This window comes from Actibacterium naphthalenivorans, from assembly GCF_014196965.1.
Lineage (GTDB): Bacteria > Pseudomonadota > Alphaproteobacteria > Rhodobacterales > Rhodobacteraceae > Actibacterium_A > Actibacterium_A naphthalenivorans.
In genome coordinates this window covers 150,997-172,241 of the sequence record NZ_JACIEQ010000002.1, presented here as the reverse complement: position 1 = coordinate 172,241, position 21,245 = coordinate 150,997, and the positions used below count along the sequence as shown (strand labels likewise).

General features: G+C 64.8%; 22 protein-coding genes, 1 tRNA gene and 1 pseudogene. 7 read left to right on the top strand and 17 right to left on the bottom strand.

Annotated features, from left to right (window positions below; genetic code table 11):
- Nucleotides 1-118 precede the first annotated feature (118 nt).
- From GGR17_RS09200 to GGR17_RS09135, 14 genes are all read right to left on the bottom strand, one after another.
- Nucleotides 119-1,303 carry a phage major capsid protein gene (locus tag GGR17_RS09200; protein ID WP_054538739.1) on the bottom strand — a complete coding sequence of 395 codons (1,185 nt, stop codon included), beginning with the start codon at nt 1,301-1,303 and terminating at the stop codon, nt 119-121.
- A 3-nt stretch (nt 1,304-1,306) separates the two neighbouring features.
- On the bottom strand, nt 1,307-1,882 hold the full coding sequence (locus tag GGR17_RS09195) for an HK97 family phage prohead protease (RefSeq protein WP_054540375.1): 576 nt from the start codon (nt 1,880-1,882) through the stop codon (nt 1,307-1,309).
- A 29-nt stretch (nt 1,883-1,911) separates the two neighbouring features.
- Nucleotides 1,912-2,154: a GTA head formation protein, RCAP_rcc01685 family gene (locus tag GGR17_RS09190; protein ID WP_037205302.1), complete on the bottom strand. Its 243-nt coding sequence runs from the start codon at nt 2,152-2,154 to the stop codon at nt 1,912-1,914.
- Nucleotides 2,151-3,326: a phage portal protein gene (locus GGR17_RS09185; protein WP_054538738.1), complete on the bottom strand. Its 1,176-nt coding sequence runs from the start codon at nt 3,324-3,326 to the stop codon at nt 2,151-2,153. Before GGR17_RS09185 ends, GGR17_RS09190 begins: the two co-directional genes overlap by 4 nt.
- Before the next feature lie 144 nt (nt 3,327-3,470).
- Nucleotides 3,471-4,814, bottom strand: coding sequence for a DNA-packaging protein (locus GGR17_RS09180; RefSeq protein ID WP_054538737.1), 1,344 nt, complete (start codon nt 4,812-4,814; stop codon nt 3,471-3,473).
- Entirely contained in the window at nt 4,741-5,088 is a 348-nt protein-coding gene (locus GGR17_RS09175) for a hypothetical protein (RefSeq protein ID WP_037205298.1), read from the bottom strand. Before GGR17_RS09175 ends, GGR17_RS09180 begins: the two co-directional genes overlap by 74 nt.
- A gap of 300 nt (nt 5,089-5,388) precedes the next feature.
- A complete protein-coding gene (gene mltG, locus GGR17_RS09170) occupies nt 5,389-6,543 on the bottom strand; it encodes an endolytic transglycosylase MltG (protein WP_054538736.1) in 1,155 nt (384 codons plus the stop codon).
- A gap of 3 nt (nt 6,544-6,546) precedes the next feature.
- On the bottom strand, nt 6,547-7,803 hold the full coding sequence (fabF, locus tag GGR17_RS09165) for a beta-ketoacyl-ACP synthase II (RefSeq protein ID WP_054538735.1): 1,257 nt from the start codon (nt 7,801-7,803) through the stop codon (nt 6,547-6,549).
- Between the two features lie 244 nt (nt 7,804-8,047).
- On the bottom strand, nt 8,048-8,281 hold the full coding sequence (locus GGR17_RS09160; protein ID WP_037205293.1) for an acyl carrier protein: 234 nt from the start codon (nt 8,279-8,281) through the stop codon (nt 8,048-8,050).
- Nucleotides 8,282-8,442: 161 nt separating this feature from the next.
- The gene (gene fabG / locus GGR17_RS09155) at nt 8,443-9,180 is read right to left on the bottom strand and encodes a 3-oxoacyl-[acyl-carrier-protein] reductase (RefSeq protein WP_054538734.1); all 738 of its coding nucleotides are present in this window, start codon (nt 9,178-9,180) and stop codon (nt 8,443-8,445) included.
- A gap of 9 nt (nt 9,181-9,189) precedes the next feature.
- Complete coding sequence (gene fabD / locus GGR17_RS09150; RefSeq protein ID WP_054538733.1) at nt 9,190-10,134, bottom strand: ACP S-malonyltransferase; 945 nt, start codon at nt 10,132-10,134, stop codon at nt 9,190-9,192.
- 106 nt (nt 10,135-10,240) lie between these two features.
- Nucleotides 10,241-10,879 (bottom strand): hypothetical protein, encoded by a 639-nt coding sequence (locus GGR17_RS09145; protein WP_157445552.1) that lies wholly within the window; start codon nt 10,877-10,879, stop codon nt 10,241-10,243.
- 231 nt (nt 10,880-11,110) lie between these two features.
- The gene (locus GGR17_RS09140) at nt 11,111-12,025 is read right to left on the bottom strand and encodes a glycosyltransferase family 2 protein (protein WP_054538731.1); all 915 of its coding nucleotides are present in this window, start codon (nt 12,023-12,025) and stop codon (nt 11,111-11,113) included.
- 70 nt (nt 12,026-12,095) lie between these two features.
- Nucleotides 12,096-12,722: a hypothetical protein gene (locus tag GGR17_RS09135; protein WP_054538730.1), complete on the bottom strand. Its 627-nt coding sequence runs from the start codon at nt 12,720-12,722 to the stop codon at nt 12,096-12,098.
- A gap of 272 nt (nt 12,723-12,994) precedes the next feature.
- On the opposite strand from GGR17_RS09135, the gene rpsF reads away from it, so the two are divergent.
- From rpsF to rplI, 3 genes are read left to right on the top strand one after another with little or no spacing between them, the layout of a single operon-like run.
- Nucleotides 12,995-13,348 carry a 30S ribosomal protein S6 gene (gene rpsF, locus GGR17_RS09130; protein WP_054538729.1) on the top strand — a complete coding sequence of 118 codons (354 nt, stop codon included), beginning with the start codon at nt 12,995-12,997 and terminating at the stop codon, nt 13,346-13,348.
- Between the two features lie 29 nt (nt 13,349-13,377).
- Nucleotides 13,378-13,605 carry a 30S ribosomal protein S18 gene (gene rpsR / locus GGR17_RS09125; protein WP_037205280.1) on the top strand — a complete coding sequence of 76 codons (228 nt, stop codon included), beginning with the start codon at nt 13,378-13,380 and terminating at the stop codon, nt 13,603-13,605.
- 12 nt (nt 13,606-13,617) lie between these two features.
- Entirely contained in the window at nt 13,618-14,226 is a 609-nt protein-coding gene (rplI, locus tag GGR17_RS09120; RefSeq protein WP_054538728.1) for a 50S ribosomal protein L9, read from the top strand.
- Between the two features lie 161 nt (nt 14,227-14,387).
- Here the strand turns inward: rplI and tig are convergent, their stop codons facing one another.
- Together tig and GGR17_RS09110 are read right to left on the bottom strand one after the other, a co-directional pair.
- A complete protein-coding gene (tig, locus tag GGR17_RS09115) occupies nt 14,388-15,719 on the bottom strand; it encodes a trigger factor (RefSeq protein ID WP_054540374.1) in 1,332 nt (443 codons plus the stop codon).
- A 24-nt stretch (nt 15,720-15,743) separates the two neighbouring features.
- Nucleotides 15,744-15,828 (bottom strand) — tRNA-Leu (locus GGR17_RS09110).
- Between the two features lie 176 nt (nt 15,829-16,004).
- On the opposite strand from GGR17_RS09110, the gene GGR17_RS09105 reads away from it, so the two are divergent.
- Nucleotides 16,005-16,496, top strand: a complete 492-nt coding sequence (locus GGR17_RS09105; RefSeq protein WP_082386578.1) for a Hint domain-containing protein — start codon at nt 16,005-16,007, stop codon at nt 16,494-16,496.
- 15 nt (nt 16,497-16,511) lie between these two features.
- On the opposite strand, the pseudogene GGR17_RS09100 reads toward GGR17_RS09105, so the two are convergent.
- A pseudogene (locus GGR17_RS09100) lies at nt 16,512-18,059 on the bottom strand (NAD(P)H-hydrate dehydratase).
- A 178-nt stretch (nt 18,060-18,237) separates the two neighbouring features.
- Here GGR17_RS09100 and GGR17_RS09095 point away from each other — a divergent pair.
- The 3 genes from GGR17_RS09095 to GGR17_RS09085 all read left to right on the top strand — a co-directional run bounded on the left by GGR17_RS09095 (nt 18,238) and on the right by GGR17_RS09085 (nt 21,230).
- Nucleotides 18,238-18,576: a P-II family nitrogen regulator gene (locus tag GGR17_RS09095; RefSeq protein WP_037210016.1), complete on the top strand. Its 339-nt coding sequence runs from the start codon at nt 18,238-18,240 to the stop codon at nt 18,574-18,576.
- Between the two features lie 73 nt (nt 18,577-18,649).
- Nucleotides 18,650-20,056 carry a type I glutamate--ammonia ligase gene (glnA, locus tag GGR17_RS09090; protein ID WP_054538727.1) on the top strand — a complete coding sequence of 469 codons (1,407 nt, stop codon included), beginning with the start codon at nt 18,650-18,652 and terminating at the stop codon, nt 20,054-20,056.
- Nucleotides 20,057-20,240: 184 nt separating this feature from the next.
- On the top strand, nt 20,241-21,230 hold the full coding sequence (locus tag GGR17_RS09085; RefSeq protein ID WP_054538726.1) for a hypothetical protein: 990 nt from the start codon (nt 20,241-20,243) through the stop codon (nt 21,228-21,230).
- The last annotated feature ends 15 nt before the right edge of the window (nt 21,231-21,245 follow it).

The following is a 21,245-nucleotide window of genomic DNA, read 5'->3' as shown; positions in this document are numbered from 1 at the left end:
AAAATGGCGCGCGCCGCCCGCATTGCTCGGACGGAGGGAGCAGCTGGACAACGCGAAAAAACCCCGGCGCGCGCCTGAACCACCCCCGCAACCGCAGGGGTGGCCCGTTCGCGGCGCCTTACGACACCGCGAATTTCAGAAGTTTGATCGCCGCAAAGTCGCTGACATCACCACCCACCCGCTTGGTGGCATAGAACAGCACATGCGGCTTGGCCGAGAACGGATCGCGCAGCACGCGCAGGTCGTTGCGCTCGGGAATGGTGTAGCCCGCCTGGAAATTGCCGAAGGCGATGGCAAAGGCGCCCGGCGCGATGTCCGGCATATCCTCGGCCACCAGCACCGGATAGCCCAGCAGTCGCGCCGGTTCCCCGGCGGCCAGACCGTCCGACCACAGGAAGCGGCCATCGGCATCCTTCATCTTGCGCACCACGCCCGTGGTCTTGGAATTCATGACAAAGCTCGCACCGGCGCGGTATTCCGCCCCCAGCGCATAGACCAGATCGAGAATCGCATCCGACGGCGAAACCGCATCGAAATCGCCATCCGTGCCGGTGGGAATGTAGCCAAGGTTGCCCCAGCTCCACAGCGTGTCATCCACGGTCGCATGGGTCAGGATGCCCTTCGGCTTGTCCACGCCGTCGCCGCTGACAAAGGCCGCCGCCTCGGCGCGGGCGAACTTGTCGGCGATGCGCCCGGCCAGCCAGACCTCGATGTCGAAGGCGCTGTCGTCCAGCAGGCGCTGGCTGACCTTGGGCATGGCCGAAAGCTCGTGCAGCGGGATCGACACACGGTCGATCTGCGGCGTGCTCGTCTCGGACTGCGTCGCGGTCTCCGTGGCCCAGCCCGACCCGATGTCGGTGTGGTCCACCAGCACGTCAAACGACGTGGCCTCCACCTGCACCACCTGCGCGATGGAGCGGATCGAGGCGGTGGAATTCAGCACGCCCTTGATCGCCGCAGCGGTCTCGGGGTCCACCAGAAAGCCGCCGTCGCCGGCAACGGCGGTGGACATCGCCTTGCCCTCCACCTCCAGCCCGCGCAGCGCGTCATCATCGCCCGACCGCAGATAGGCGGCAAAGGCCTTCTTGTGCGGCGCGCCGGTCTCGGCGCTGGTGGCAAGGGCGGGGCGCCCGGTGATAAGGGATTTCCGATCCAGCATGGTCAGTCGCTCTTCCTGTTGTTGAAGCTTGAATTTCACATCGGCCTGAAAGTCCCTGAAATCACTCAGGAAGCCGGTCAGTGCAGATTTCACCTCGGCCACGGGCGCCGCAGCCCCCCCCGACTTGGTCTCGGTCTTGGTCATGTCTCAATCCTGTCTGAGATTGGTCTCGGACCGGGCTCGATCGCCGGTCAGCACATGGCGGGCGCCGTTGAAGGCCTCCGCCATTTCGCGCAGCAGCGTCTCGGCGGGATCATCCGCCTTGGCGCCCACCCGCGCATCGGGAAGCATCGGAAAAGTCACAAGCGACACTTCCCAAAGCTCCACCTCCGCCAGCAGGCGCCGCCCGCCCGCATCCTTTTCGGCCCGCTTGGTGCGGTATCCGATCGACAACCCGTCAATCGCCCCCGCCTCGATCAGCGCCGCCGCCTCGCGGCCCTTGGCCACATCGCTCAGCAAACGCCCCCTGACATAGAGACCCTGCGCATCCTCGCGCAGCTCGTCCCAGATGCCGATCGGCTGCGCCGGGTCGTGCTGCCACAGCATCTTCACCCGCCGCCCCGCCGCCTCCAGCGCCTTGAGTGAGCGGGCATAGGCCCCGGCCTGCACCACGTCGCCGCCCTGATCAACCTTCCCGAACAGGCTGGCATAGCCCTCGATCCGCGTGCCGTCCGTTACCGTCAGCACGCTGTCCGCCCGGCAGAACTTGTGTTCCAGCCCCATCCCGTTTTCCGTCATCGGCAATTCCCCTTTCACGGCGCCACCGTCAAAAGCGATGTCACGCCCTGCGCCAAAATCACGGCGACCACGCCGTATACCGCCAGCCACAGCCGCTTCTCGACCCGCTCCTGGCTGGCCTCGATACGGCCCAGCCGGTATTCCAGCGCTGCCCAGCGTTCCTCGGCCACGCGTTCGTTCGCGTCGATCCGGGCATTGGCGACCTCGAACGGAGCGTAAAGAAACTTCGAGCCGCTCCGCTCCGCCGCCGCGCTCATTCCTCCTCCGCCAGCTTCGGCAACCCGAGCAGCGCGCGCTTTTCCGCATCGGTCAGGAACGTCGCCTCGCTGACCCGGCGCCACTGCCCGTCCCGCTCGGCGGCCAGCGCCGGCACCTGATCCAGGTCGGGCCGCAGCTCCACCGCCTCGCCGGCGAACCGCGCCAGGAAATCCGAAACCGCCGCCGCCACCCGCGTGGCCAGAGGCACCACCGTCAGCCGGTAAAATGCGCGGTTGGCCTCCTGATAATTCGCGTAGGTCGCGTCGCCCGGTATCCCCAGAAGCATCGGCGGCACCCCGAAGGCCACCGCGATCTCGCGCGCCGCGGCTTCCTTGGTTTTCTGGAACTCCATGTCCGAAGGGCTGAATCCCATGGGCTTCCAGTCCAGCCCGCCCTCCAGCAGCATCGGGCGCCCGGCATTCGCCGCGCCCTGATGATAGGAAAGCATTTCATCCTGAAGCCGCGCATATTGCTCTTCGGTCAGGCTCGCCTGCCCGTCGGCCCCGCGATAGATGATCGCGCCGGAGGGCCGCGCCGCATTGTCCAGCAGCGCCTTGGACCAGCGGCTGGCGGCGTTATGCACATCGAGCGCCGTCGCCGCCGCCTGCATCGGCGACAGGCCGTAATGATCATCCTGCGGATGGAAGCTCTTGATGTGGCACAGCGGCGGAAGCGCGCCCGTCATGTCGAACCGATGCTTGCGCCCGCCCACCGCATAGTCATAGGCGACGGGCCAGCCATCCGCGCCGGGGATCAGGCTCATCCGGTCCGAACGCAGCACATGCAGCTCCAGCGGCACGCCACTGTCGCCGCCTACCGCCTCCAGATAGCCGTTACCCGACAGCAGCAACTGCCCGAACAGCGCCTCGAACAGCTCCGCCCGGCCCTGCGCCGCATTCGGGCGCCGCACCAGATCGAGCACCGGATGCACGTCATAGCGCCGCTCGCGGTCCTGCAGCACCAGCGGCAGCGCCGCCGCCGCCTCGGCGATCAGCTTGACCGAGCGGAACCCCACCGGATTGCCCGCAAACCCCGCCTTGGTCAGCGACACCGTATCGCGCGGGCTCCACGCCACCCGGCCCGCCCCGTGCCAGGCCACCACCTTGCCGCTGGCGCTCGCCTTTTTCTCAGGCGCCGCAGGTTCTGCGCGCCGAAACATGTTGAATACCATGTGAAGCTCCTCAGTCGTCCGGTTCGCCGCCATCGGGCAGCACGAAACTCCCGCCGCTCATCGGGGCGCGCTGCGCCACGGGCGGTTCGGCAGAAAACTTTCTTGCCTCCGGCGGGGATATTTGGGGAAAGATGAAGCGGCAGGCTAAAGCCCGCGCACCCGTGGTCTGCGCCAGCGTGCCGCCGGTTCGATCATCAGCTCATGCAGCGCCCAGACAAGGGCATCCACCCGGTCCGGGCTCCCCTTGCCCTGATAGCCCTGGGCGGTCATCCGGCACATCTGATCCTCGAGCGCGCCAAGCCCGCGCAGATGCGCCACCCGTCCCTGCTCGTAAAGCGCGGCGACGGGTTCCGCCCGCGCGACCTTGCCCTTCGCGGCCCGGACCGCCCGAAACGGCACCAGCGGGTCGATCTGGCGGATCACGCTTTCGACCATATCGCCCCCCTGATTGACCTCTGCCACCAGCCGCTCCGCGCCGTGGCGCTCCATCGCGGCAATCGCCGCCTCGGCCCAGGTGGTGGGCGATGCGGCGGCGACGCTGGCATCTTCCAGGACCACCGCGCGCCAGTCCTGCGGGGTGCCCTGCACCCGCGCGCCCACCACCAGAATGCCGCATTCGTCCGAGGCGTTCGTGCCCGTCACCGGCGGATCGATCGCCACCACGATCCGGTCCAGCGGCGGCGCCTTGTCCAGCCGCGTCGCCTCCAGCCCGGCCGAGTTCCAGAGTGCGCCCTCCGCATCCTCCAGCAACACCCCGTCCAGTTCCTGCCGGCCCAGCCGCGACCCGGCATAGCGGCTGCGCACCTCATCCAGGAAAGACGCGGCCAGGTAGGCGCGGTTCGCCTCGGTCGGCGCATGGGTCCGCACTGTCGATGGGTTGGCCAGTATGGTCTTCAGCACCGGCACGTTCCTCGGCGTCGTCGTCACACATTGACGCGGCGCGGGGCCAAGCCGCAACCCGAACTGCAACATGTCCCAGGCCTCTTCGGCCCTCTTCCACTTGGCAAGCTCGTCCACCCAGGCCGCGTCGAATTGCGGGCCGCGCAGGCTTTCGGGCTCATGCGCCGAAAACACCTGCGCGACGGCACCGTTGGGCCAGACCAGCCGCTTGCGTGTGGCCTCCCATTTGGGCCGCCTGTCGGGGGGCGAACAGGCCAGGATGCCGCTCTCGCCGAACACCATCACCTCGCGCACCTGCTCGATGGTTTCGCCCACCAGCGCCACCCGCCGCGAGCGGCCGATATCCAGCGGCCGCGAGCCCTCTACCTCGGCGCGCACCCATTCGGCCCCGGCGCGGGTCTTGCCCGCGCCGCGCCCGCCCAGGATCACCCAGGTCCGCCATTCCCCTTCGGGTGGCAGCTGATGCGGCAGCGCCCAGAACTCGAACAGATAGGGCAGCGCCAGCAACGCCCCCTCACTCAGCCCGTTCAGGAACGCATCCTGTTCCGGCGGCGTCGCGCAGGCAAGCCAGTCTGCGCCCGATCTCATCTCGCGCGCTGGCGAAGTCGAGGGCATAGTCATGGGCAACGCCCGCTTCTGATCTGATGCGTTTCGCAACTCTGGACCTTTCGTCAAACGCCGTCTGGGCGGCGCGGCCAAGATCGCTCAGCGCCCCCTTCAGCTCTTTCGCACGGGCCGAACGGCCCGCGGTCACATCCTCGATGATCTCGTTGAGCGCCTGTACCGTACGCTCGTAATGCTGCTCCGCCGCCTCAAGCACCGCCTGAGCCGCGTCCACCCCGATTGGAGTAATCAAAGTCATATGATCTGCGCCTGCCTCTCATGCCGCTCCGCACGAGCGAAATGAAAAAGCGGCGCCGGGGTTGCCCCCGTGCCGCTTGCCCACTTCTTCCAGCTTGCCCAAAGGTATACTTCGGAGCGTTCGGAAAGTCAAGAAGTTTATTGTTAACAATAAGTTAACGAACGGAAACCACCAAAAGCCCGGCTCAGGCCTTCATCTTTCCAAGAAATATCCCCGCCGGAGGCAAACCCGCGCACCCGCCAGGGTGCGCGGTAAAGGCAATGGCCCGCAGGGCCGCAATCGAAAACAGCCGGCGCCGCCCTACTGCTTGGCCCGCTCCGCCTCGATCGCCCGCCAGCGCGCGACATTCTCGTTGTGCTCGGCCAGCGTTTCGGCAAAGGCATGCCCGCCGGTGCCATCCGCCACGAAATAAAGATAATCCGTCGCATCGGGGTTCAGCGCCGCCTCGATCGACGCGCGGCCCGGGTTGGCGATGGGCGTGGGCGGCAGCCCGTCGATGACATAGGTGTTATAGGGCGTCTCGCGACGCAGCTCGCTCTGCCGCAAACCGCGCCCCAGCGCGCCCTGCCCGTTCGTCACCCCATAGATCACCGTCGGATCCGTCTGCAGCCTGATCCCGCGCTCCAGGCGGTTGACGAAAACACTCGCCACCTGCCGGCGCTCCTCGGGCACGCCCGTTTCTTTCTCGACGATAGAGGCCAGAACCATCGCTTCTTCCGGCGTGTCAAACGGCAGCCCCTCGGCGCGCGCCTGCCACAGCTCGGCCAGTATCTGTGCCTGGCTCTCTTCCATGCGGCCGATCAGCACCGCACGCTCCAGCCCGCGGGCAACCTCATAGCTGTCGGGCGCCAAAGCGCCCTCGGCCGGCAGCGCGGCCACCTCTCCGCTCAGAAACTCCGCCTGTTTCAGCTCCTCGACCACCTGCCAGCTGGTCACACCCTCGGCCAGGGTCACGCGATAGCGCACATCGGGCTGGCCGGTGATCTCGGTATATTCCGCCGGAACCTCACCCTCGCCGGGGTCGAAGGCCACGATCTCGACATAGCGGTTGGTGGCCGGGTCCAGCTCGCGCACCTGCATCTCGGCGCTCAGAATGCCGATGCGGAAATTCACCTCGGTGCCGCAGGTGGAGCGGCCCCCACGGGTGATCTGATCCACGATATCGGCCATCGGCGCATACGGCTGTACCAGAAAGCTGCCGGCCTTCAGCTGATCGGCCTTGTCGGAGTAATCGGCACCCGCGCGAAAGATCGCGGCGCTGGAAATCGCGCCCTGCGCCGCCAGATCCTCGGACACGCGGCGCATGTTCGATCCGCTTTCGACGCGCAGGCAGATCGCCTCTTCCAGCGGACCGGGGCCGGTGTATTGCCCCTTGCCCCAGATCACCAGACCACCGGCGAGAAGCAGCAGCGCGATGAACAGCGTCAGCGCGTTCGAGGCCAGGTTGCGCCACATGGTTCAGACCTTGCCGAGCACGAGCGACGCGTTGGTGCCGCCGAACCCGAAGGAATTGCTGAGCGCCACACTGATCTCGCGCGGCTGCGCCTCGTGCGCGGCCAGGTTCAGCTTCGGCTCGACATCCGGATTGTCCAGGTTGATCGTCGGCGGCGCCACCTGATCGCGGATCGCCAGGATCGAGAATATCGCCTCGACCGCGCCCGCGGCCCCCAGCAGATGCCCGATCGAGGATTTGGTGGACGACATCGTGGCCTTGGCCGCGGCATTGCCCATCAACCGTTCCACCGCGCCCAGTTCGATCGTGTCGGCCATGGTCGAGGTGCCATGGGCGTTGATGTAATCCACATCCCCCGGCGCCAGCCCCGCGCGCTTCAGCGCCGCGCGCATCGACCGCTCACCGCCCTCGCCATCCTCGCTCGGGGCGGTGATGTGATAGGCATCGCCCGACAGGCCATAGCCCAGAATCTCGGCGTAGATCCGGGCGCCCCGCGCCTTGGCGTGCTCATATTCCTCGAGCACGACAACGCCGGCCCCTTCGCCCATCACAAAGCCGTCGCGATCGGCGTCATAGGGGCGGCTGGCCCGGGTCGGATCGTCCCCGCGCTTGGTCGACAGCGCCTTGCAGGCGTTGAACCCGGCGATCCCGATCTCGGAAATCGGGCTTTCCGCGCCCCCGGCCACCATCACATCGGCATCATCCCACTGGATCAGCCGTGCCGCGTCGCCGATGGCATGCGCGCCGGTCGAACAGGCCGTCACCACGGCGTGGTTTGGCCCCTTGAAACCGAAGCGGATCGAAACCTGACCGGAAATCAGATTGATCAGCGCGCCGGGAATGAAAAAGGGCGACACGCGCCGCGGGCCCCGCTCCTTGATCAGCACCGCCGTCTCGGCGATCGACGACAGCCCGCCGATGCCCGAGCCGATCATCACGCCGGTACGCTCGCGGCTTTGGGCATCCTCGGGCATCCAGCCCGCATCCCTGACCGCCTGTTCGGCGGCAGCCATGCCGTAGAGGATGAAATCATCGACCTTGCGCCGGTCTTTCGGCGCCATCCAGTCGTCGGGGTTGAAAGTGCCATTGGAGCCGTCGCCCAGCGGGATTTCGCAGGCATAGTTCGTCAGCACGTTGGAGGCATCGAAACGCGTGATCGGCCCGGCACCGGACTGCCCGGCCAGGAGCCGCTTCCAGGTTTCCTCTACCCCGCAGGCAAGCGGGGAAACCATCCCCAGCCCCGTGACCACCACTCGACGCATATCCTGCTCCTCCGACCTCGGCTTTCCGCCGCCCCTGATACCTTGGTTTCAGCAGAAGGAGCAAGTGGATGCACGGGCACCGTTCGTTTTTGCCGAAAACCGCCGGAAGCCATCTGCCGGACCGCCGTGAAGAGATTTCATGCCTCCGGCGGGGATATTTGCGGAAAGATGATGCAGGCGGGTGAAAACAAAAGCGGCGCCCCGGAAACGGGACGCCGCGATTGACTGTGTGCGAAACTGCCGCTCAGGAAGCTTCGGTGATGAACTTCACCGCATCGCCGAAGGTCTGGATGGTCTCGGCGGCGTCATCGGGGATCTCGATGCCGAACTCTTCCTCGAAGGCCATGACCAGTTCGACAGTGTCGAGGCTGTCGGCGCCCAGGTCGTCGATGAAAGACGCGTTTTCGATGACCTTGTCTTCTTCCACGCTCAGGTGTTCGACAACGATCTTTTTCACGCGATCTGCGATGTCGCTCATATCAATTCCTCATTGCTCGCGGGCCCGTTGCCCGTTTCTTGCTTTTGGTCCATCGGACCGTCCCAGTGCCAGGCGCGCCAGGCGCCGACGGCGAAATCTGCGCCGCTATAGCATATCGCACCCGTAAGGCAAACGCTTTCGGGCATTTCGCGAATGCCCCGTCAAAGCATCGCCATACCGCCGTTCACATGCAGCGTGGCGCCGGTGACATAGGCCGCCTCGGGGCTGGACAGATAGGTCACGGCCGCGCCGATCTCGGCGGGGGTTCCCATGCGGCCGGCGGGCACCTGCACCAGGATATTGCCCTTCTGTTCGTCGTTCAGCTTTTCGGTCATCGCGGTTTCGATGAAACCGGGCGCCACGCAGTTGACGGTGACGCCGCGGGTGGCGACCTCGGTGGCCAGCGATTTGGACATCCCCACCAGGCCGGCCTTGGCGGCGGCGTAGTTGCCCTGACCGGGATTGCCGGTGGATCCGACAATCGAGGTGATATTCACGATCCGCCCCCAACGGGCCTTCATCATGCCGCGCAGCACCCCCCGGCACAGCCGCATCGCGGCGGTCAGGTTGATCTCGAGCACGGTATCCCATTCCTCGTCGCTCATCCGCATGAACAGGTTGTCGCGGGTGATCCCGGCGTTGTTGACCAGAATATCTACGCTTCCCATCGCCTCCGCCGCCTGCTTCGGCAAGGCGTTCACCGCCGCGGCGTCGCTCAGATTGCAGGGCAACACATGCGCCTGCGCGCCCAGTTCCGCCGCCAGCGCGACCAGCGGCGCCTCGCGCGTGCCCGACAGGCCCACGGTTGCGCCCTGCCCGTGCAACGCCTTCGCGATCGCGCCGCCAATGCCGCCGGACGCGCCGGTGACCAGCGCGGTCTTTCCAGTCAGATCAAACATGCTTTTCCCTCAACCTATGCTTTGCGCCGCGGCCTTCACATCCTCCGGCGTGCCGATGGCGCGGGTCGTGGCCGAGCGCTCGATGCGGCGGATCATGCCCGAAAGCGCCTTGCCGGCGCCGATTTCCCAGAATTCGGTCACGCCCTGCTTCACCATCCAGCTGACCGATTCGCGCCAGCGGACAGAATCCGTCACCTGATCTACAAGAAGCGAACGGATGGTTTCGGGCTCGGTCACGTCATGGGCGAGCACATTCGCCACCAGCCGCACCTTCGGCTGCGCGATATCGACATCGTCCAGCGCCCCGGCCATCACCCTGGCCGCCGGCGCCATCAGCTTGCAGTGGAACGGGGCCGAGACCGGCAGCATCACCGCCCGTTTCGCCCCGGCCTCCTGCGCCAGTTCCACCGCGTGGCGGACCGCGGCGGCGTGGCCCGAGATCACCACCTGCGCCGGATCGTTGTCATTGGCGGCCTGGCACACCTTGCCGGTGTCATGCGCCGCTTTCCGCGCCAGCTTGCCGACCGTGGCGAAATCCAGCCCCAGCAGGGCCGCCATCGCGCCTTCGCCCACTGCCACGGCTTCTTGCATGGCCGCGCCGCGTATCCGCAGCAGGCGCGCCGTGTCGGCCACCGAAATCGCGCCCGCCGCGGCGAGAGCGGAATATTCGCCCAGCGAGTGGCCGGCGACAAAGGCTGCTGCCTCGACCGTCACGCCCTCGGCCTCGAGCGCGCGCATCGCGGCAAGCGAGGTGGCCATCAGCGCCGGCTGCGCGTTCCGGGTGAGCGTCAGGTCTTCCTGCGTGCCCTCCCAGATCAGCGCACTGAGCTTTTCGCCCAGGGCCTCGTCAACCTCGTCGAAGACCGCCTGCGCGGCCGGATAGGCCTCGGCCAGGGCCTTGCCCATGCCTATGGTCTGCGCCCCCTGGCCCGGAAATACGAATGCACGGGTCATGCTACCCTCCCCTCGGATCATTTCGCAGGGAGATACCCCGAGCCCAGCCTATGTGCAATTGACTTGTCGTAAGGGGCGTTTCGCGGCGATGGCCGATCAGGCCGCCTCAACCGCCCTTTCCGCTGGGATCCTCGCCCGCCTTGCCGACATCCTTGTCATTTCCCGGGTTGCCCAGATCAGACGTGTCATCCTTGTCCGACTTGTCCTTGTTCTTGTTGTTGTCGGATTTGCCGTTGTTGCCCTGCGACCCGTTTTCGCCGTTGTCGCCGCCACCGGAGCCGCCGTTGTCGCCGCCACCGGAGCCGCCGCTGTCGCCATCACCATCGCCCGAGCCGCCACCATCGCCATCCCCGCCGCCAGAGCCGCCACCATCGCCGCCCGCACCGCTTCCACCGCCGGTGTCACCGCCAGAGCCGCCGTCACCGCCGCCGGTATCACCGCTACTGCCGTCGTCGCCACTGTCGCCGCCGTCGTCGCCATTGTCACCGCCGCCGCTGTCGCCACCCCCACCCGAACCACCGCCGCCGCCGCTGTCACTGCTTCCATCTCCGCCAGTGGGTCCCGTTGACGTGCCATAGGCCGACACTTCGATCGAACTCAGAACATCTGAGGTGGAGCCTGAAAGATCCCCAACCCCGACCTCCACGGTACTGACCACCGCAAACCCGAGCGAAACCGCCGTTGCCGCAAGTATCGCGTACTCGGCTGTCACCGCACCGCCCTCGGCGCGCAGGAACGCCCTCAATTTCCGAAATCCAACTGTTCGTGCCGCGCGGTACATGAGGGTCCTTTCCCGCTATCCGCCAACGTTCAGAGCAACTTGAGTTGGAATTCTCAGTAAAAATTGAGGCGTTTTGATGCCGGAACAATGCCGGTAACGCGAACTATGCGGATGAAATTGCGGTGATTGGCCCCGAAACGCGAATGTTTCCGGGTGTTCCGGCCCGCGCGGCCGCGACCTGGGCCCTTGGCACGGTCAGCGATGACCGCCCGTTTCCGCCCCTGCGCGCGCCAGAAAATCAAGCGCGCAGCGGTCCTCGACCTCCTCGGCCTCGATATTTGCCACATTGCGCCGGACGCGGGCGGCATGGCGCGCGGCCTCGACGCTCTGGTTCGATCCGCGCGCGATCTTCGCCGCAAGTTCCTGTTCCGACCGGGTGTAATAGTGGTTGAGCTGGATATGGTCGGCCGAATAAAACGCGCGGCCCGCCCGGTCTTTCAGGGCAAACCGTGCCCCCCGGTCATTCCAGGTGACGGCCCGGCCATCCACCTCATAGCTGTGAACCTTTACCGCCGTTACATGCGCCGGGTCCACGATCACCTTGAAATTCGTCACCCCGCGCGCACCGCTCATCGGGTCGGCGGCGCGGCGGGTATAGTTCCGCAAAACCCCGCCGTCAGGCGGCGCGACATGGCCGTTGCGCCCGAAATTATGCCACGGCAGAGAGATCGACGCGCAGCCCTCCAGCGGGACAAGCGCGGCGGGAAGGTCTGCCGCCTGCTTTGGCACCAGAAACTCGTCGGCGTCGATACAGGCCATCCAGCGGAACCGGCCGCCGAAATTGCGGATCGCATGGGCATAGGCCAGCACCTGATTGTGCAGCTCGCGCCCCGTCACCGCATCGCGCAGCTTCTGGTTCCAGGGCATCACCGTCAGCCTGTCACCCAACACATCGCGCAGCACGCCGATGGTGCCATCGGTGCAGCCATTGTCATAGACGACAACATGCGCCACGCCGGCCTGTAGGTGAAACGCGGCCCATTCGCCGATATGCCGCGCCTCGTTGCGGACGATCAGAACAAGCGCGATCCCCGCCCGCCCCGGCTGTGGGTCGGGCGGTGTCAGGGCCAGCTTGGTGACCGGTTTTCGAGAAAGCAGCCCCCGGAACATCGCCCGCCTCCTGTTCACATGGCAGGCTCTTACCCGCACGGGACGCGATAATCCAGCGGCGGGCGCGGGTTCAGGGCATCGAAGGTTGCAGCTTGCGGCCCACGCGTTCCCAGCCCTGAAGCTGGGTCTGCACCGGACGCAGCTCGCGCGAAAGGCGTTCGTGCAGCCTGCGCAGGGTCGTCTCGCGCCCGCTGGCCACATGCACGACCTCGTTGGTATCAGCGTGGCGCACGAAAAGCTGTGACGCATCCCCCCGGTCGTTGCCGGGTTTGACATAGGCGCTGGCGATCTTGTCGAAGGGGATGATGCGATAGGCACGGCTCTTGCCGCGGCGGTTGCACAGGGTCAGTCGCAGCCTGCTCTTCACGATATCGACCTGCGCCTCCCGCGCCAGGCCGCGCTCGGACACCCATAGAAACGCAAGCGCCGGCGTGGCCAGCGCCACCGTCGAGATCAAGCGTCCCGCCGGGCCGGTATCCACCGCGGAAGGGACTTCGGGAAGGAACCAGCTGCCGCAGGCCACGGCCAGAACCGCCAGCCCGGCCATCGCCGCCACCCGCTCGATCAGGACGGCACGCCGGGCGAACTGCGTGTCCGACCGGATGATGAAACCCCATTTGGTGTCCACAATACTCAACAGGTGCTCGGCACCCGAACTCGTCACGCCGAAGGTCGTCAAACTGGTTGGCGCGTTCATGGCGCATTCTCCACAGGCATGGTTGTCTGCAAGCTGCCCGCCAATCATGGTCAGAATCGGACATGCGCGGAACCTTTTCGCGGCAAGGTTGCATGGCCCCCGCCGCCTGCCCCCCGCGGCCGGCCGCGCGGCGCTTGCATCACCCCGGCCCTTGTGTATAAGGGCGCTTCCTTCCGCAGATCATGCGAAACCGGTGCAGTCTCTCGTGGGCGGGATGCGGAAGGCTCTATACCGCCCTATGAAATGCACCCGAGAAAAGAACTGGAGCTTACATGCCGCTTTACGAGCATGTCTTTATTGCGCGTCAGGACCTGTCCAACACGCAGGCCGAAGGCCTTGTCGAACACTTCTCCTCCGTCCTTTCCGACAATGGCGGCAACGTCGTTGAAAGCGAGTACTGGGGCGTCAAGACGATGGCCTACAAGATCAACAAGAACCGCAAGGGCCACTATGCCTTCCTGAAGACCGACGCCCCGGCGACAGCGGTACAGGAAATGGAGCGCCTGATGCGCCTGCATGACGATGTGATGCGCGTGCTGACCATCAAGGTCGACGCACATCCCGAAGGCCCGTCCGTGCAGATGCAAAAGCGTGACGAGCGCAGCGAACGCCGCGAACGCCGCTGATCAGAAGCTTCAGGAAAAGGACATAACCGATGGCTAACAAACCGTTTTTCCGCCGCCGCAAGGTCTGCCCCTTCTCGGGCGACAACGCGCCGAAGATCGACTACAAAGACACCCGCCTGCTGCAGCGCTACATCTCTGAGCGCGGCAAGATCGTCCCGTCCCGCATCACCGCGGTTTCGGCCAAGAAGCAGCGTGAACTGGCCCGCGCCATCAAGCGCGCCCGCTTCCTCGCCCTGCTGCCCTACGCTGTGAAGTAAGGAGAAAGCACAATGCAAGTCATCCTTCTGGAACGTGTGGCCAAGCTTGGCCAGATGGGCGAGGTCGTCTCTGTAAAGGACGGCTACGCGCGCAACTTCCTGCTGCCGCAGGGCAAGGCCATGCGCGCCAGCGAAAGCAACATCGCCAGCTTCGAGACGCAGAAAGCCCAGCTTGAAGCGCGCAACCTTGAAACCCGTCGCGAAGCGGAATCCCTGGCCGAAAAGCTGGACGGGCAGAGCTTTATCGTGATTCGCTCCGCCTCCGATTCCGGCGCGCTTTACGGTTCGGTCACGCCGCGCGATGCGGCCGAGGCGGCCACCGCCGAAGGCTTCACGGTCGACCGCAAGCAGATCGTTCTGATCACGCCGATCAAGGATCTGGGCATCCATGACGTTTCCGTGCGCCTGCACCCCGAGGTCGAGGTGACGATTCACCTGAATGTCGCCCGTTCCCCGGAAGAAGCCGAGCTTCAGGCCTCCGGCAAGTCCATTCAGGAGCTTGCCGCCGAAGCCGAGGCCGAAGCCGATTTCGAGATCGCGGAGCTGTTTGACGATATCGGCGGCGCCGCCTCCGACGAGGAAGGCCCGACCGAAGCCGCCGCGGAAGAAGACGAAGCCTGAGCTTCGCCCTTCGGAAACAGACACAAAGCCGCGCGGGGAAACCTGCGCGGCTTTTTCGTTTTCGTCACGGCGATTGCACCGTCCCCGCCGCAGCCGGCGCGCAAAAGCAAACGGCCGCCCCAAAGGACGGCCGCCTGGCATTACGTGTCTGAAGGAAACGCTTATTCTTCGTCCAGCGCCTCGACCGCCTTCTGCAGATCGTCTTTCGACACTTCCTTTTCGGTGACTTCGGCCAGTTCGAACAGGTAATCGACAACCTTGTCTTCGAACAGCGGCGCGCGCAGTTGTTGCTGCATCTGCGGGTTCTGCTGCACGAACTCGAAGAACTGACGCTCCTGGCCCGGATATTGGCGTGCCTGGTTCATCATAGCCTGGGTCATCTCGGCATCCGACACTTCGACCTCGGCCTTGCGGCCCAGCTCGGCCAGAAGCAGGCCCAGACGCACCCGGCGCTCGGCCAGCTTGTTATGCTCGTCGGTCACCTCGATCTCGGGGTGATCATGCCCCTCGACCTCGGGGTTATCCTCGTGCCACAGCTGATGCGCGATCTGCTTGGCCTCGGCCTCCAGCAGGCTGGGCGGCAGCTCGAAGCTGACCTTTTCGTCCAGCACGTCCAGAAGCGCCCGCTTCATCACCGCGCGCGAGGCACCGGAATATTCCGCCTCCAGCCTCTCGGCGACCTGGGCTTTCAGCGCGTCCAGATCGTCGGCGCCGTATTGCTTGGCCAGCGCGTCGTCCAGCTCGGCCGCTTTCGGCGCTTTCACGGCCTTCACGGTGCATTCGAAAACTGCATCCTTGCCGGCCAGGTTCTCGGCCCCGTATTCGGCCGGGAAGCCCACCTTCACCTCGACCGCATCGCCGGCTTTCGCCCCGACAAGCTGATCCTCGAAACCGGGGATGAAGCTGTTGGAGCCCAGGATCAGCGGATAATCCTCGGCCGCGCCGCCTTCGAAGGCTTCGCCATCGACCTTGCCCAGGAAATCGATCACGACCTGATCGCCATCCTCGGCAGCGGCCCCCTCTTCGCGATCCTCGAAGGTCTGCGAGCTTTTGGCCAAGCTTTCCAGCGCTTCGGTGATGTCGGCCTCGGCGGCCTTCACGACCAGCTTTTCCAGCGTGACACCCGTCATGTCCAGATCGGGGATCTCGGGCAGCGCTTCGTAGGTCATCTCGACCACGACATCGTCGCCTTCCTTCCAGTCCTCATTCGTCATCTTGACGTCGGGCTGAAGCGCGGGGCGGTCGCCGGTCTCTTCGAAATGGGCGTTCATCGCGCCATCCACGGCTTCCTGCATGGCTTCGCCCAGCAGGCGCTGGCCGAACTGCTTTTTCAGCAGCGCCATCGGAACCTTGCCCTTGCGAAAGCCCTTCATTTCGACGTCGGGCTGCGCTTCGGTCAGCTTTTCGACCACCTTCGCGTCCAGCTCGGCCGCGCTTACGGTGATCTGATAGCCACGCTTCAGACCTTCGTTCAGGGTTTCGGTCACCTGCATATTATCGTCCTTCTCGTCCATCTCTGGTGCGGGTGGAGGGACTTGAACCCCCACGCCTTGCAGCGCCAGAACCTAAATCTGGTGCGTCTACCAATTCCGCCACACCCGCAAAACCACGAGGGCAGCCCCCACACATATCGGGGCCGCCCCTGAATTTCGCGCCCTTCTAGCAAAGGCTGGAATGGGATGCGAGCAGAAAACGCATCACAGAAATCACTCGCCGCTAACCCAATTTTGACATATTCTTGCCCAAAACAAAAACAGACGGATTGAGCAGGTATTATCATGTTTCATTCAACGGATGGCCGCGCACGGCGCGGCGGCACGGGCCGCGATCCTTTCGGATCCGTCGGCGGGCTGGCACAGGGCAGCATCGTTCTGACACTCGATGGCGCGCTGCCGGTGGAATTTCTGAACAAGGGCGATCGTATCATCACCCGCAGCGGTGCGCGTGTCTTGCGCGGGCTCGCGGCGCGCACGCTGGCCGGGGCGCCGTTCCGCATCCGCCCCGGCGCGCTGGGGCATGATCACCCGTGCGAGACGCTTCTGGTGGCCCCGGGCCAGCGCGTTCTCGTGCGCGATTGGCGCGCCCGGGCGCTCTATGACGCCGAACAGGCCCTTGTTCCGGTCGAACATCTGGCCGATGGCACGCATATCGCGACGGCGCGGGAGATGTGCGGCCTGCGCGTCTGGTCGCTGATCTTTGATGACGAACAGGTGTTCTATGCCGATGGCATAGAGGTTGGCAGCGCCGCCCGCGTGGCCGTACCGGCCTGATCCCGGCCCCGCCGGTCAGACCTCCAGCGCGCGGAAGACCTGCGGCAGCATGTCGGGCAGATCCTCGGCCACCAGCCCGGGTCCGAAGCGCAACGCGCATTCCACATGCAGCCAGGCCGCCGTTTCCGCCGCCTGCATCGGGGCAAAACCTCGCGCCAGCAGCCCGGTGATGAACCCCGCCAGCACATCGCCCGCGCCCGCTGTTGCCAGCCAGGGCGCGGACCTGTCATAAAGCGCCGAATTGACGGCGCAGCGCCCGCCCGGATCCGCGATCACGGTATGCGCGCCCTTCAGCAGCACGATGCAGCCCGCGCGCGCGGCCGCCGCGCGTGTGGCGCCCACCCTGGAAAGAGCCGGGCCTTCGGCCGGCGCCTCCGCGATATCCGGGAACAGCCGCGCGAATTCGCCCGCATGGGGGGTGAGCACGGTTTCGGGGTGCAGCATTTCGAACAGCGCCTCCGGCGCCTCGGCGAAGGAGGACAGCGCATCGGCATCCAGCACCGTCGCGCGCCCCGCCGCCAGCGCGGTTTCGACCAGCGCGCGGGTGTCCTTGCCCAGGCCCAGGGCGGGGCCGAGGCAGAGCGCGTTCAGGCGGGTATCTTCCAGAACCTCTTTCAGCGCCCGCGCGTCCTCGACCCGTTTGAGCATGATCGCCGTGAGCTGGGCCGCGTTTTCCTGCAGCGCCGCGGGCGGGCAGCCGAGTGTCACCAGCCCCGCCCCGATGCGCAGCGCGCCGCGTGCGGCCAGCCGGGCGGCGCCGCCCCGCCCTGCACCGCCCGACAGGATCAGGGCATGACCGTGATCATACTTGTGCTGCTGGGGCTTTTTGCGCAGCGCGTCGATCATCGCGGGGCCGCCGGTGATATGGCGCGGGTCTTTTGACATTCATGCCTCCGGCGGGGATATTTTCTGGAAAGATGAAAGGCCGATGTCCTTGACGACGATCCTGCCGCACAGGCGCGGCCCCTCCCCGAGCCGGTGGCCGCGCTTTTCCGAGTGGAAGGTAACGGTCAGTTCGGCCGGGAAGGCGGCGCCGAGCACGGCGCCGGTGTCGGCATTCAGCCCTGTCGGGATATCGACGGCGACAAGGTGCCAGGTGGCGGGACCCTCGGGCAGGCTCTGCGCCAGCTTTTGCAAGGCGCCCTCCAGCGGGCGGGTCAGCCCGGTGCCGAAGATCGCATCGACAACCAGATCCGGCGCGGGCGACAGCGGCTTTGCGCCGGCATCAAGCGGGTGCAGCGGCCCGAGCGCCCGCCACCGCGCGCAATTGGTTTTTGCATCCGCGGGCAGCTTTTCGGCATCACCGTAGAGGAACACCGCGATATCCCAGCCGCGTTGTTTCAGCATTCGCGCCACTACGAACCCGTCACCACCATTGTTTCCGGGACCGCATAAAATCACCGCCCTGTGCGGGGTCTGCGCCAGGCCCGGCCACTGTTGAAACACGGCCTCGACCACACCGCGCCCCGCGCGCTCCATCAGATCGAGCCCGGTAACGGCGCCGGCGCCGATTGCCGCCTGTTCGATGGCGCGCATTTGTGCAGATGTCAGCGGTTCAGCCATTCATTCCTCGGTCAACTTTCAATATTGCCTATTGTTTTTGCGTGACGCATAAATTTAGGGCTGGCGGGAGTGAATCCTTGGGGGCATCCTTCGCCGGCCAGTCTAGCCAATTGTTCCCGCCGGGCGAAAGTGTTCTCACACCTGTCAAAACGGCAATCCAAAAAGGGAGTTGAGACCTGTGAAAAAGATCGAGGCGATCATCAAGCCCTTCAAGCTCGACGAGGTCAAGGAAGCGCTCCAGGAGATCGGTGTGCAGGGCCTCAGCGTGATTGAGGTGAAAGGGTTTGGGCGCCAGAAAGGCCACACCGAACTCTATCGCGGGGCCGAATATGTGGTCGACTTTCTGCCAAAGGTAAAAATAGAGGTGGTGCTGGCTGACGATCAGGTCGAAAGCGCCGTCGAAGCGATCATCGCCGCGGCCAAGACCGACAAGATCGGCGATGGAAAGATTTTCGTCTCGCCCATAGAACAGGCCATCCGCATCCGGACCGGCGAATCCGGCGAAGACGCACTCTGAACACTGTTACACCGGCCGGGGCGCTGCGCGCGCCCGGTCACAGCGACCATCCAAAGAGGGGAAGAAGGTCATTATGAGCAAGGACGCAGTTCTGAAGACTATTGCGGACGAGGATGTCGAATATGTCGATATCCGTTTCACCGATCCGCGCGGCAAGTTGCAGCACGTGACGGTGATGGCAGACCAGGTGGATGAAGATTTTCTGGACGATGGCTTCATGTTCGACGGCTCGTCGATCGCCGGCTGGAAGTCGATCGAAGAGTCGGACATGAAGCTGATGCCCGACACCGACAGCGCCTACATGGATCCGTTCTATGCGGAGAAAACGCTGTGCATCCACTGCTCGATCGTCGAGCCTGACACCGGTGAACCCTATGCGCGCGATCCGCGCGGCACCGCCGAAAAGGCCGAGGCCTATCTGAAATCCTCTGGCATCGGCGATGTGTCCTACTGGGGCCCCGAGGCCGAATTCTTCCTGTTCGACGATGTGCGATTCTCGGTCGAGATGAACAAGGTCTCGTTCCAGGTGGATGCGCAGGACGCGGCCTGGAACTCGGACACCGAGTATGAAATGGGCAACATGGGACATCGCCCGGGCATCAAGGGCGGCTATTTCCCCGTGAACCCGACCGATGACGCACAGGATCTGCGCAGCGAAATGCTGTCGACCATGAAGCGCATGGGCATGAAGGTGGACAAGCATCACCACGAGGTCGCCTCGTGCCAGCATGAGCTGGGGCTCATCTTCGGCTCGCTGACCCATCAGGCCGACGAGCTGCAGAAGTACAAATACGTGATCCACAACGTCGCCGCCGCCTATGGCAAGACGGCGACCTTCATGCCCAAGCCGATCTCGGGCGACAACGGCACCGGCATGCATGTGAACATGTCGATCTGGAAAGACGGCAAGCCGCTGTTCGCGGGCGACAAATATGCCGATCTGTCGGACGAGGCACTGTGGTTCATCGGCGGCATCCTGAAGCACGCGAAAACGCTGAACGCCTTCACCAACCCCTCGACCAACAGCTACAAGCGTCTGATCCCGGGTTTCGAGGCCCCCGTTCTGCGCGCCTATTCCGCGCGCAACCGGTCGGGCTGTGTGCGTATCCCGTGGGCGGAATCGCCCAAGGCCAAGCGCGTCGAGGCCCGCTTCCCCGATCCGGCGGCCAACCCCTATCTGTGCTTCGCCGCGCTGCTGATGGCCGGTCTGGACGGCATCAAGAACAAGATCGATCCGGGCGAAGCCTCGGACAAGGATCTGTACGATCTGCCGCCCGAAGAGCTGGCCGGGATCCCGACCGTTTGTGCCTCGCTGCGCGAAGCGCTCGAATCACTGGCGGCTGATCACGACTTCCTTCTGGCCGGTGACGTGTTCACCAAAGACCAGATCGAAGGCTACATGGAGCTGAAGTGGGATGAGGTTTATGCCTTCGAGCACACGCCGCACCCGGTCGAGTACAAGATGTACTACAGCTGCTGATTACATCTTCAAGATGTAACCGGAAACAATGGGGGCGCCTTCGGGCGCCCCTGTACAATTGTGGCAACAATTAACCCATTGTGACCGAGATAAGGAGAATAAACTTTAAAACGGCCCTACTGTCTCCGCATTCGGGTGTCAGGTTGGTTTGCATCAGATGACTTCCGAGTGACGGAGAATGACAATGTTTGATCAAACGAGCAGCGTGGATGCAACGATCCTGTTCGACTGCCCGCTCGGCGTGGATTTTGTTAATCTGGTTAACGAGTTGGAACGCCCTTTCCGCAATATCGCGCTTGAGTTCGATGAAACCGCTGTTGCCGAAGACAGCCACGCCGTTTTCATCAATGAAAGCATCGTGCTGCGCATTGGTTACGGGCCGAACGAGAATTTCGCGCGTGATCTGAGCGGCGTCGCCCGCCCGACCCAGTCCCGCGTAAGCACCACCATGGTTGAAACCCTGCTGGAGAGCGTTCAGGCGTCGCTTGTCGTGTCGGTCGAGCGGGGCGCGGGCCGCGTGGTCCCCGACCGTATCCTGCTGGGCGCCTGTTTCCATGTGGTCCGGCATCTTCTGCGCAGCCAGAAGGCAAGCCTGGTGCACTGGAGCCATTCCAACACCCTGTTCACCGCAGAAGAGTTCGAATCGCCGACCCTGACGGGCTATGCGCCGCAACCGCGCCGACCCGAACGCAGCGCGGCGGCCGAGGCGACGCCGCGCCCGAAGATGGGCATGGCGATGGGCGCCGGCAAGTTTCAGGAAAGCCACATGCAGGTGTCGCGCAACCACGACCGGCTGGACGAAAGCTTTGCCAACGCGGTGCGCGGCGACATGCCCGGCGAGACCACGACCCGCCGCTATACCGGCGACAGCCGCGAGGAAGAGCGGCTGCGCCGCGCCCGCCGCCGCATTTTCGCAAGCGACATGATCGAGAGCGAAGATGTAAAGCGTTCGGCGCCGCCCGAAGAGATCGGCCTGCTGGAACAGCTTTCGGTCTATGTGATGACCATCACGTTGATGGTGCTGTCCTTCCCGGTGGGTTTTGCGATGCTGATCTACAACGTGCTGCGCGGTGAGAACCTGAAGATGACGGCGCGTGCCATGGCCCTGACCGGGGTCGGCGTCGGGCTGGCATCCACCCAGGCCACACAGACCCTGTTGTCGATGATGGTTTAACCCAGCCCTCTCAGG

What these genes read in the sequence shown, in the direction of transcription:
- GGR17_RS09200 (WP_054538739.1), bottom strand. Translation starts at nt 1,303, where the DNA reads ATGACCAAGACCGAGACCAAGTCGGGGGGGGCTGCGGCGCCCGTGGCC.
- GGR17_RS09195 (WP_054540375.1), bottom strand. Translation starts at nt 1,882, where the DNA reads ATGGGGCTGGAACACAAGTTCTGCCGGGCGGACAGCGTGCTGACGGTA.
- GGR17_RS09190 (WP_037205302.1), bottom strand. Translation starts at nt 2,154, where the DNA reads ATGAGCGCGGCGGCGGAGCGGAGCGGCTCGAAGTTTCTTTACGCTCCG.
- GGR17_RS09185 (WP_054538738.1), bottom strand. Translation starts at nt 3,326, where the DNA reads ATGGTATTCAACATGTTTCGGCGCGCAGAACCTGCGGCGCCTGAGAAA.
- GGR17_RS09180 (WP_054538737.1), bottom strand. Translation starts at nt 4,814, where the DNA reads ATGAGATCGGGCGCAGACTGGCTTGCCTGCGCGACGCCGCCGGAACAG.
- GGR17_RS09175 (WP_037205298.1), bottom strand. Translation starts at nt 5,088, where the DNA reads ATGACTTTGATTACTCCAATCGGGGTGGACGCGGCTCAGGCGGTGCTT.
- mltG (WP_054538736.1), bottom strand. Translation starts at nt 6,543, where the DNA reads ATGTGGCGCAACCTGGCCTCGAACGCGCTGACGCTGTTCATCGCGCTG.
- fabF (WP_054538735.1), bottom strand. Translation starts at nt 7,803, where the DNA reads ATGCGTCGAGTGGTGGTCACGGGGCTGGGGATGGTTTCCCCGCTTGCC.
- GGR17_RS09160 (WP_037205293.1), bottom strand. Translation starts at nt 8,281, where the DNA reads ATGAGCGACATCGCAGATCGCGTGAAAAAGATCGTTGTCGAACACCTG.
- fabG (WP_054538734.1), bottom strand. Translation starts at nt 9,180, where the DNA reads ATGTTTGATCTGACTGGAAAGACCGCGCTGGTCACCGGCGCGTCCGGC.
- fabD (WP_054538733.1), bottom strand. Translation starts at nt 10,134, where the DNA reads ATGACCCGTGCATTCGTATTTCCGGGCCAGGGGGCGCAGACCATAGGC.
- GGR17_RS09140 (WP_054538731.1), bottom strand. Translation starts at nt 12,025, where the DNA reads ATGTTCCGGGGGCTGCTTTCTCGAAAACCGGTCACCAAGCTGGCCCTG.
- GGR17_RS09135 (WP_054538730.1), bottom strand. Translation starts at nt 12,722, where the DNA reads ATGAACGCGCCAACCAGTTTGACGACCTTCGGCGTGACGAGTTCGGGT.
- rpsF (WP_054538729.1), top strand. Translation starts at nt 12,995, where the DNA reads ATGCCGCTTTACGAGCATGTCTTTATTGCGCGTCAGGACCTGTCCAAC.
- rpsR (WP_037205280.1), top strand. Translation starts at nt 13,378, where the DNA reads ATGGCTAACAAACCGTTTTTCCGCCGCCGCAAGGTCTGCCCCTTCTCG.
- rplI (WP_054538728.1), top strand. Translation starts at nt 13,618, where the DNA reads ATGCAAGTCATCCTTCTGGAACGTGTGGCCAAGCTTGGCCAGATGGGC.
- tig (WP_054540374.1), bottom strand. Translation starts at nt 15,719, where the DNA reads ATGCAGGTGACCGAAACCCTGAACGAAGGTCTGAAGCGTGGCTATCAG.
- GGR17_RS09105 (WP_082386578.1), top strand. Translation starts at nt 16,005, where the DNA reads ATGTTTCATTCAACGGATGGCCGCGCACGGCGCGGCGGCACGGGCCGC.
- glnA (WP_054538727.1), top strand. Translation starts at nt 18,650, where the DNA reads ATGAGCAAGGACGCAGTTCTGAAGACTATTGCGGACGAGGATGTCGAA.
- GGR17_RS09085 (WP_054538726.1), top strand. Translation starts at nt 20,241, where the DNA reads ATGTTTGATCAAACGAGCAGCGTGGATGCAACGATCCTGTTCGACTGC.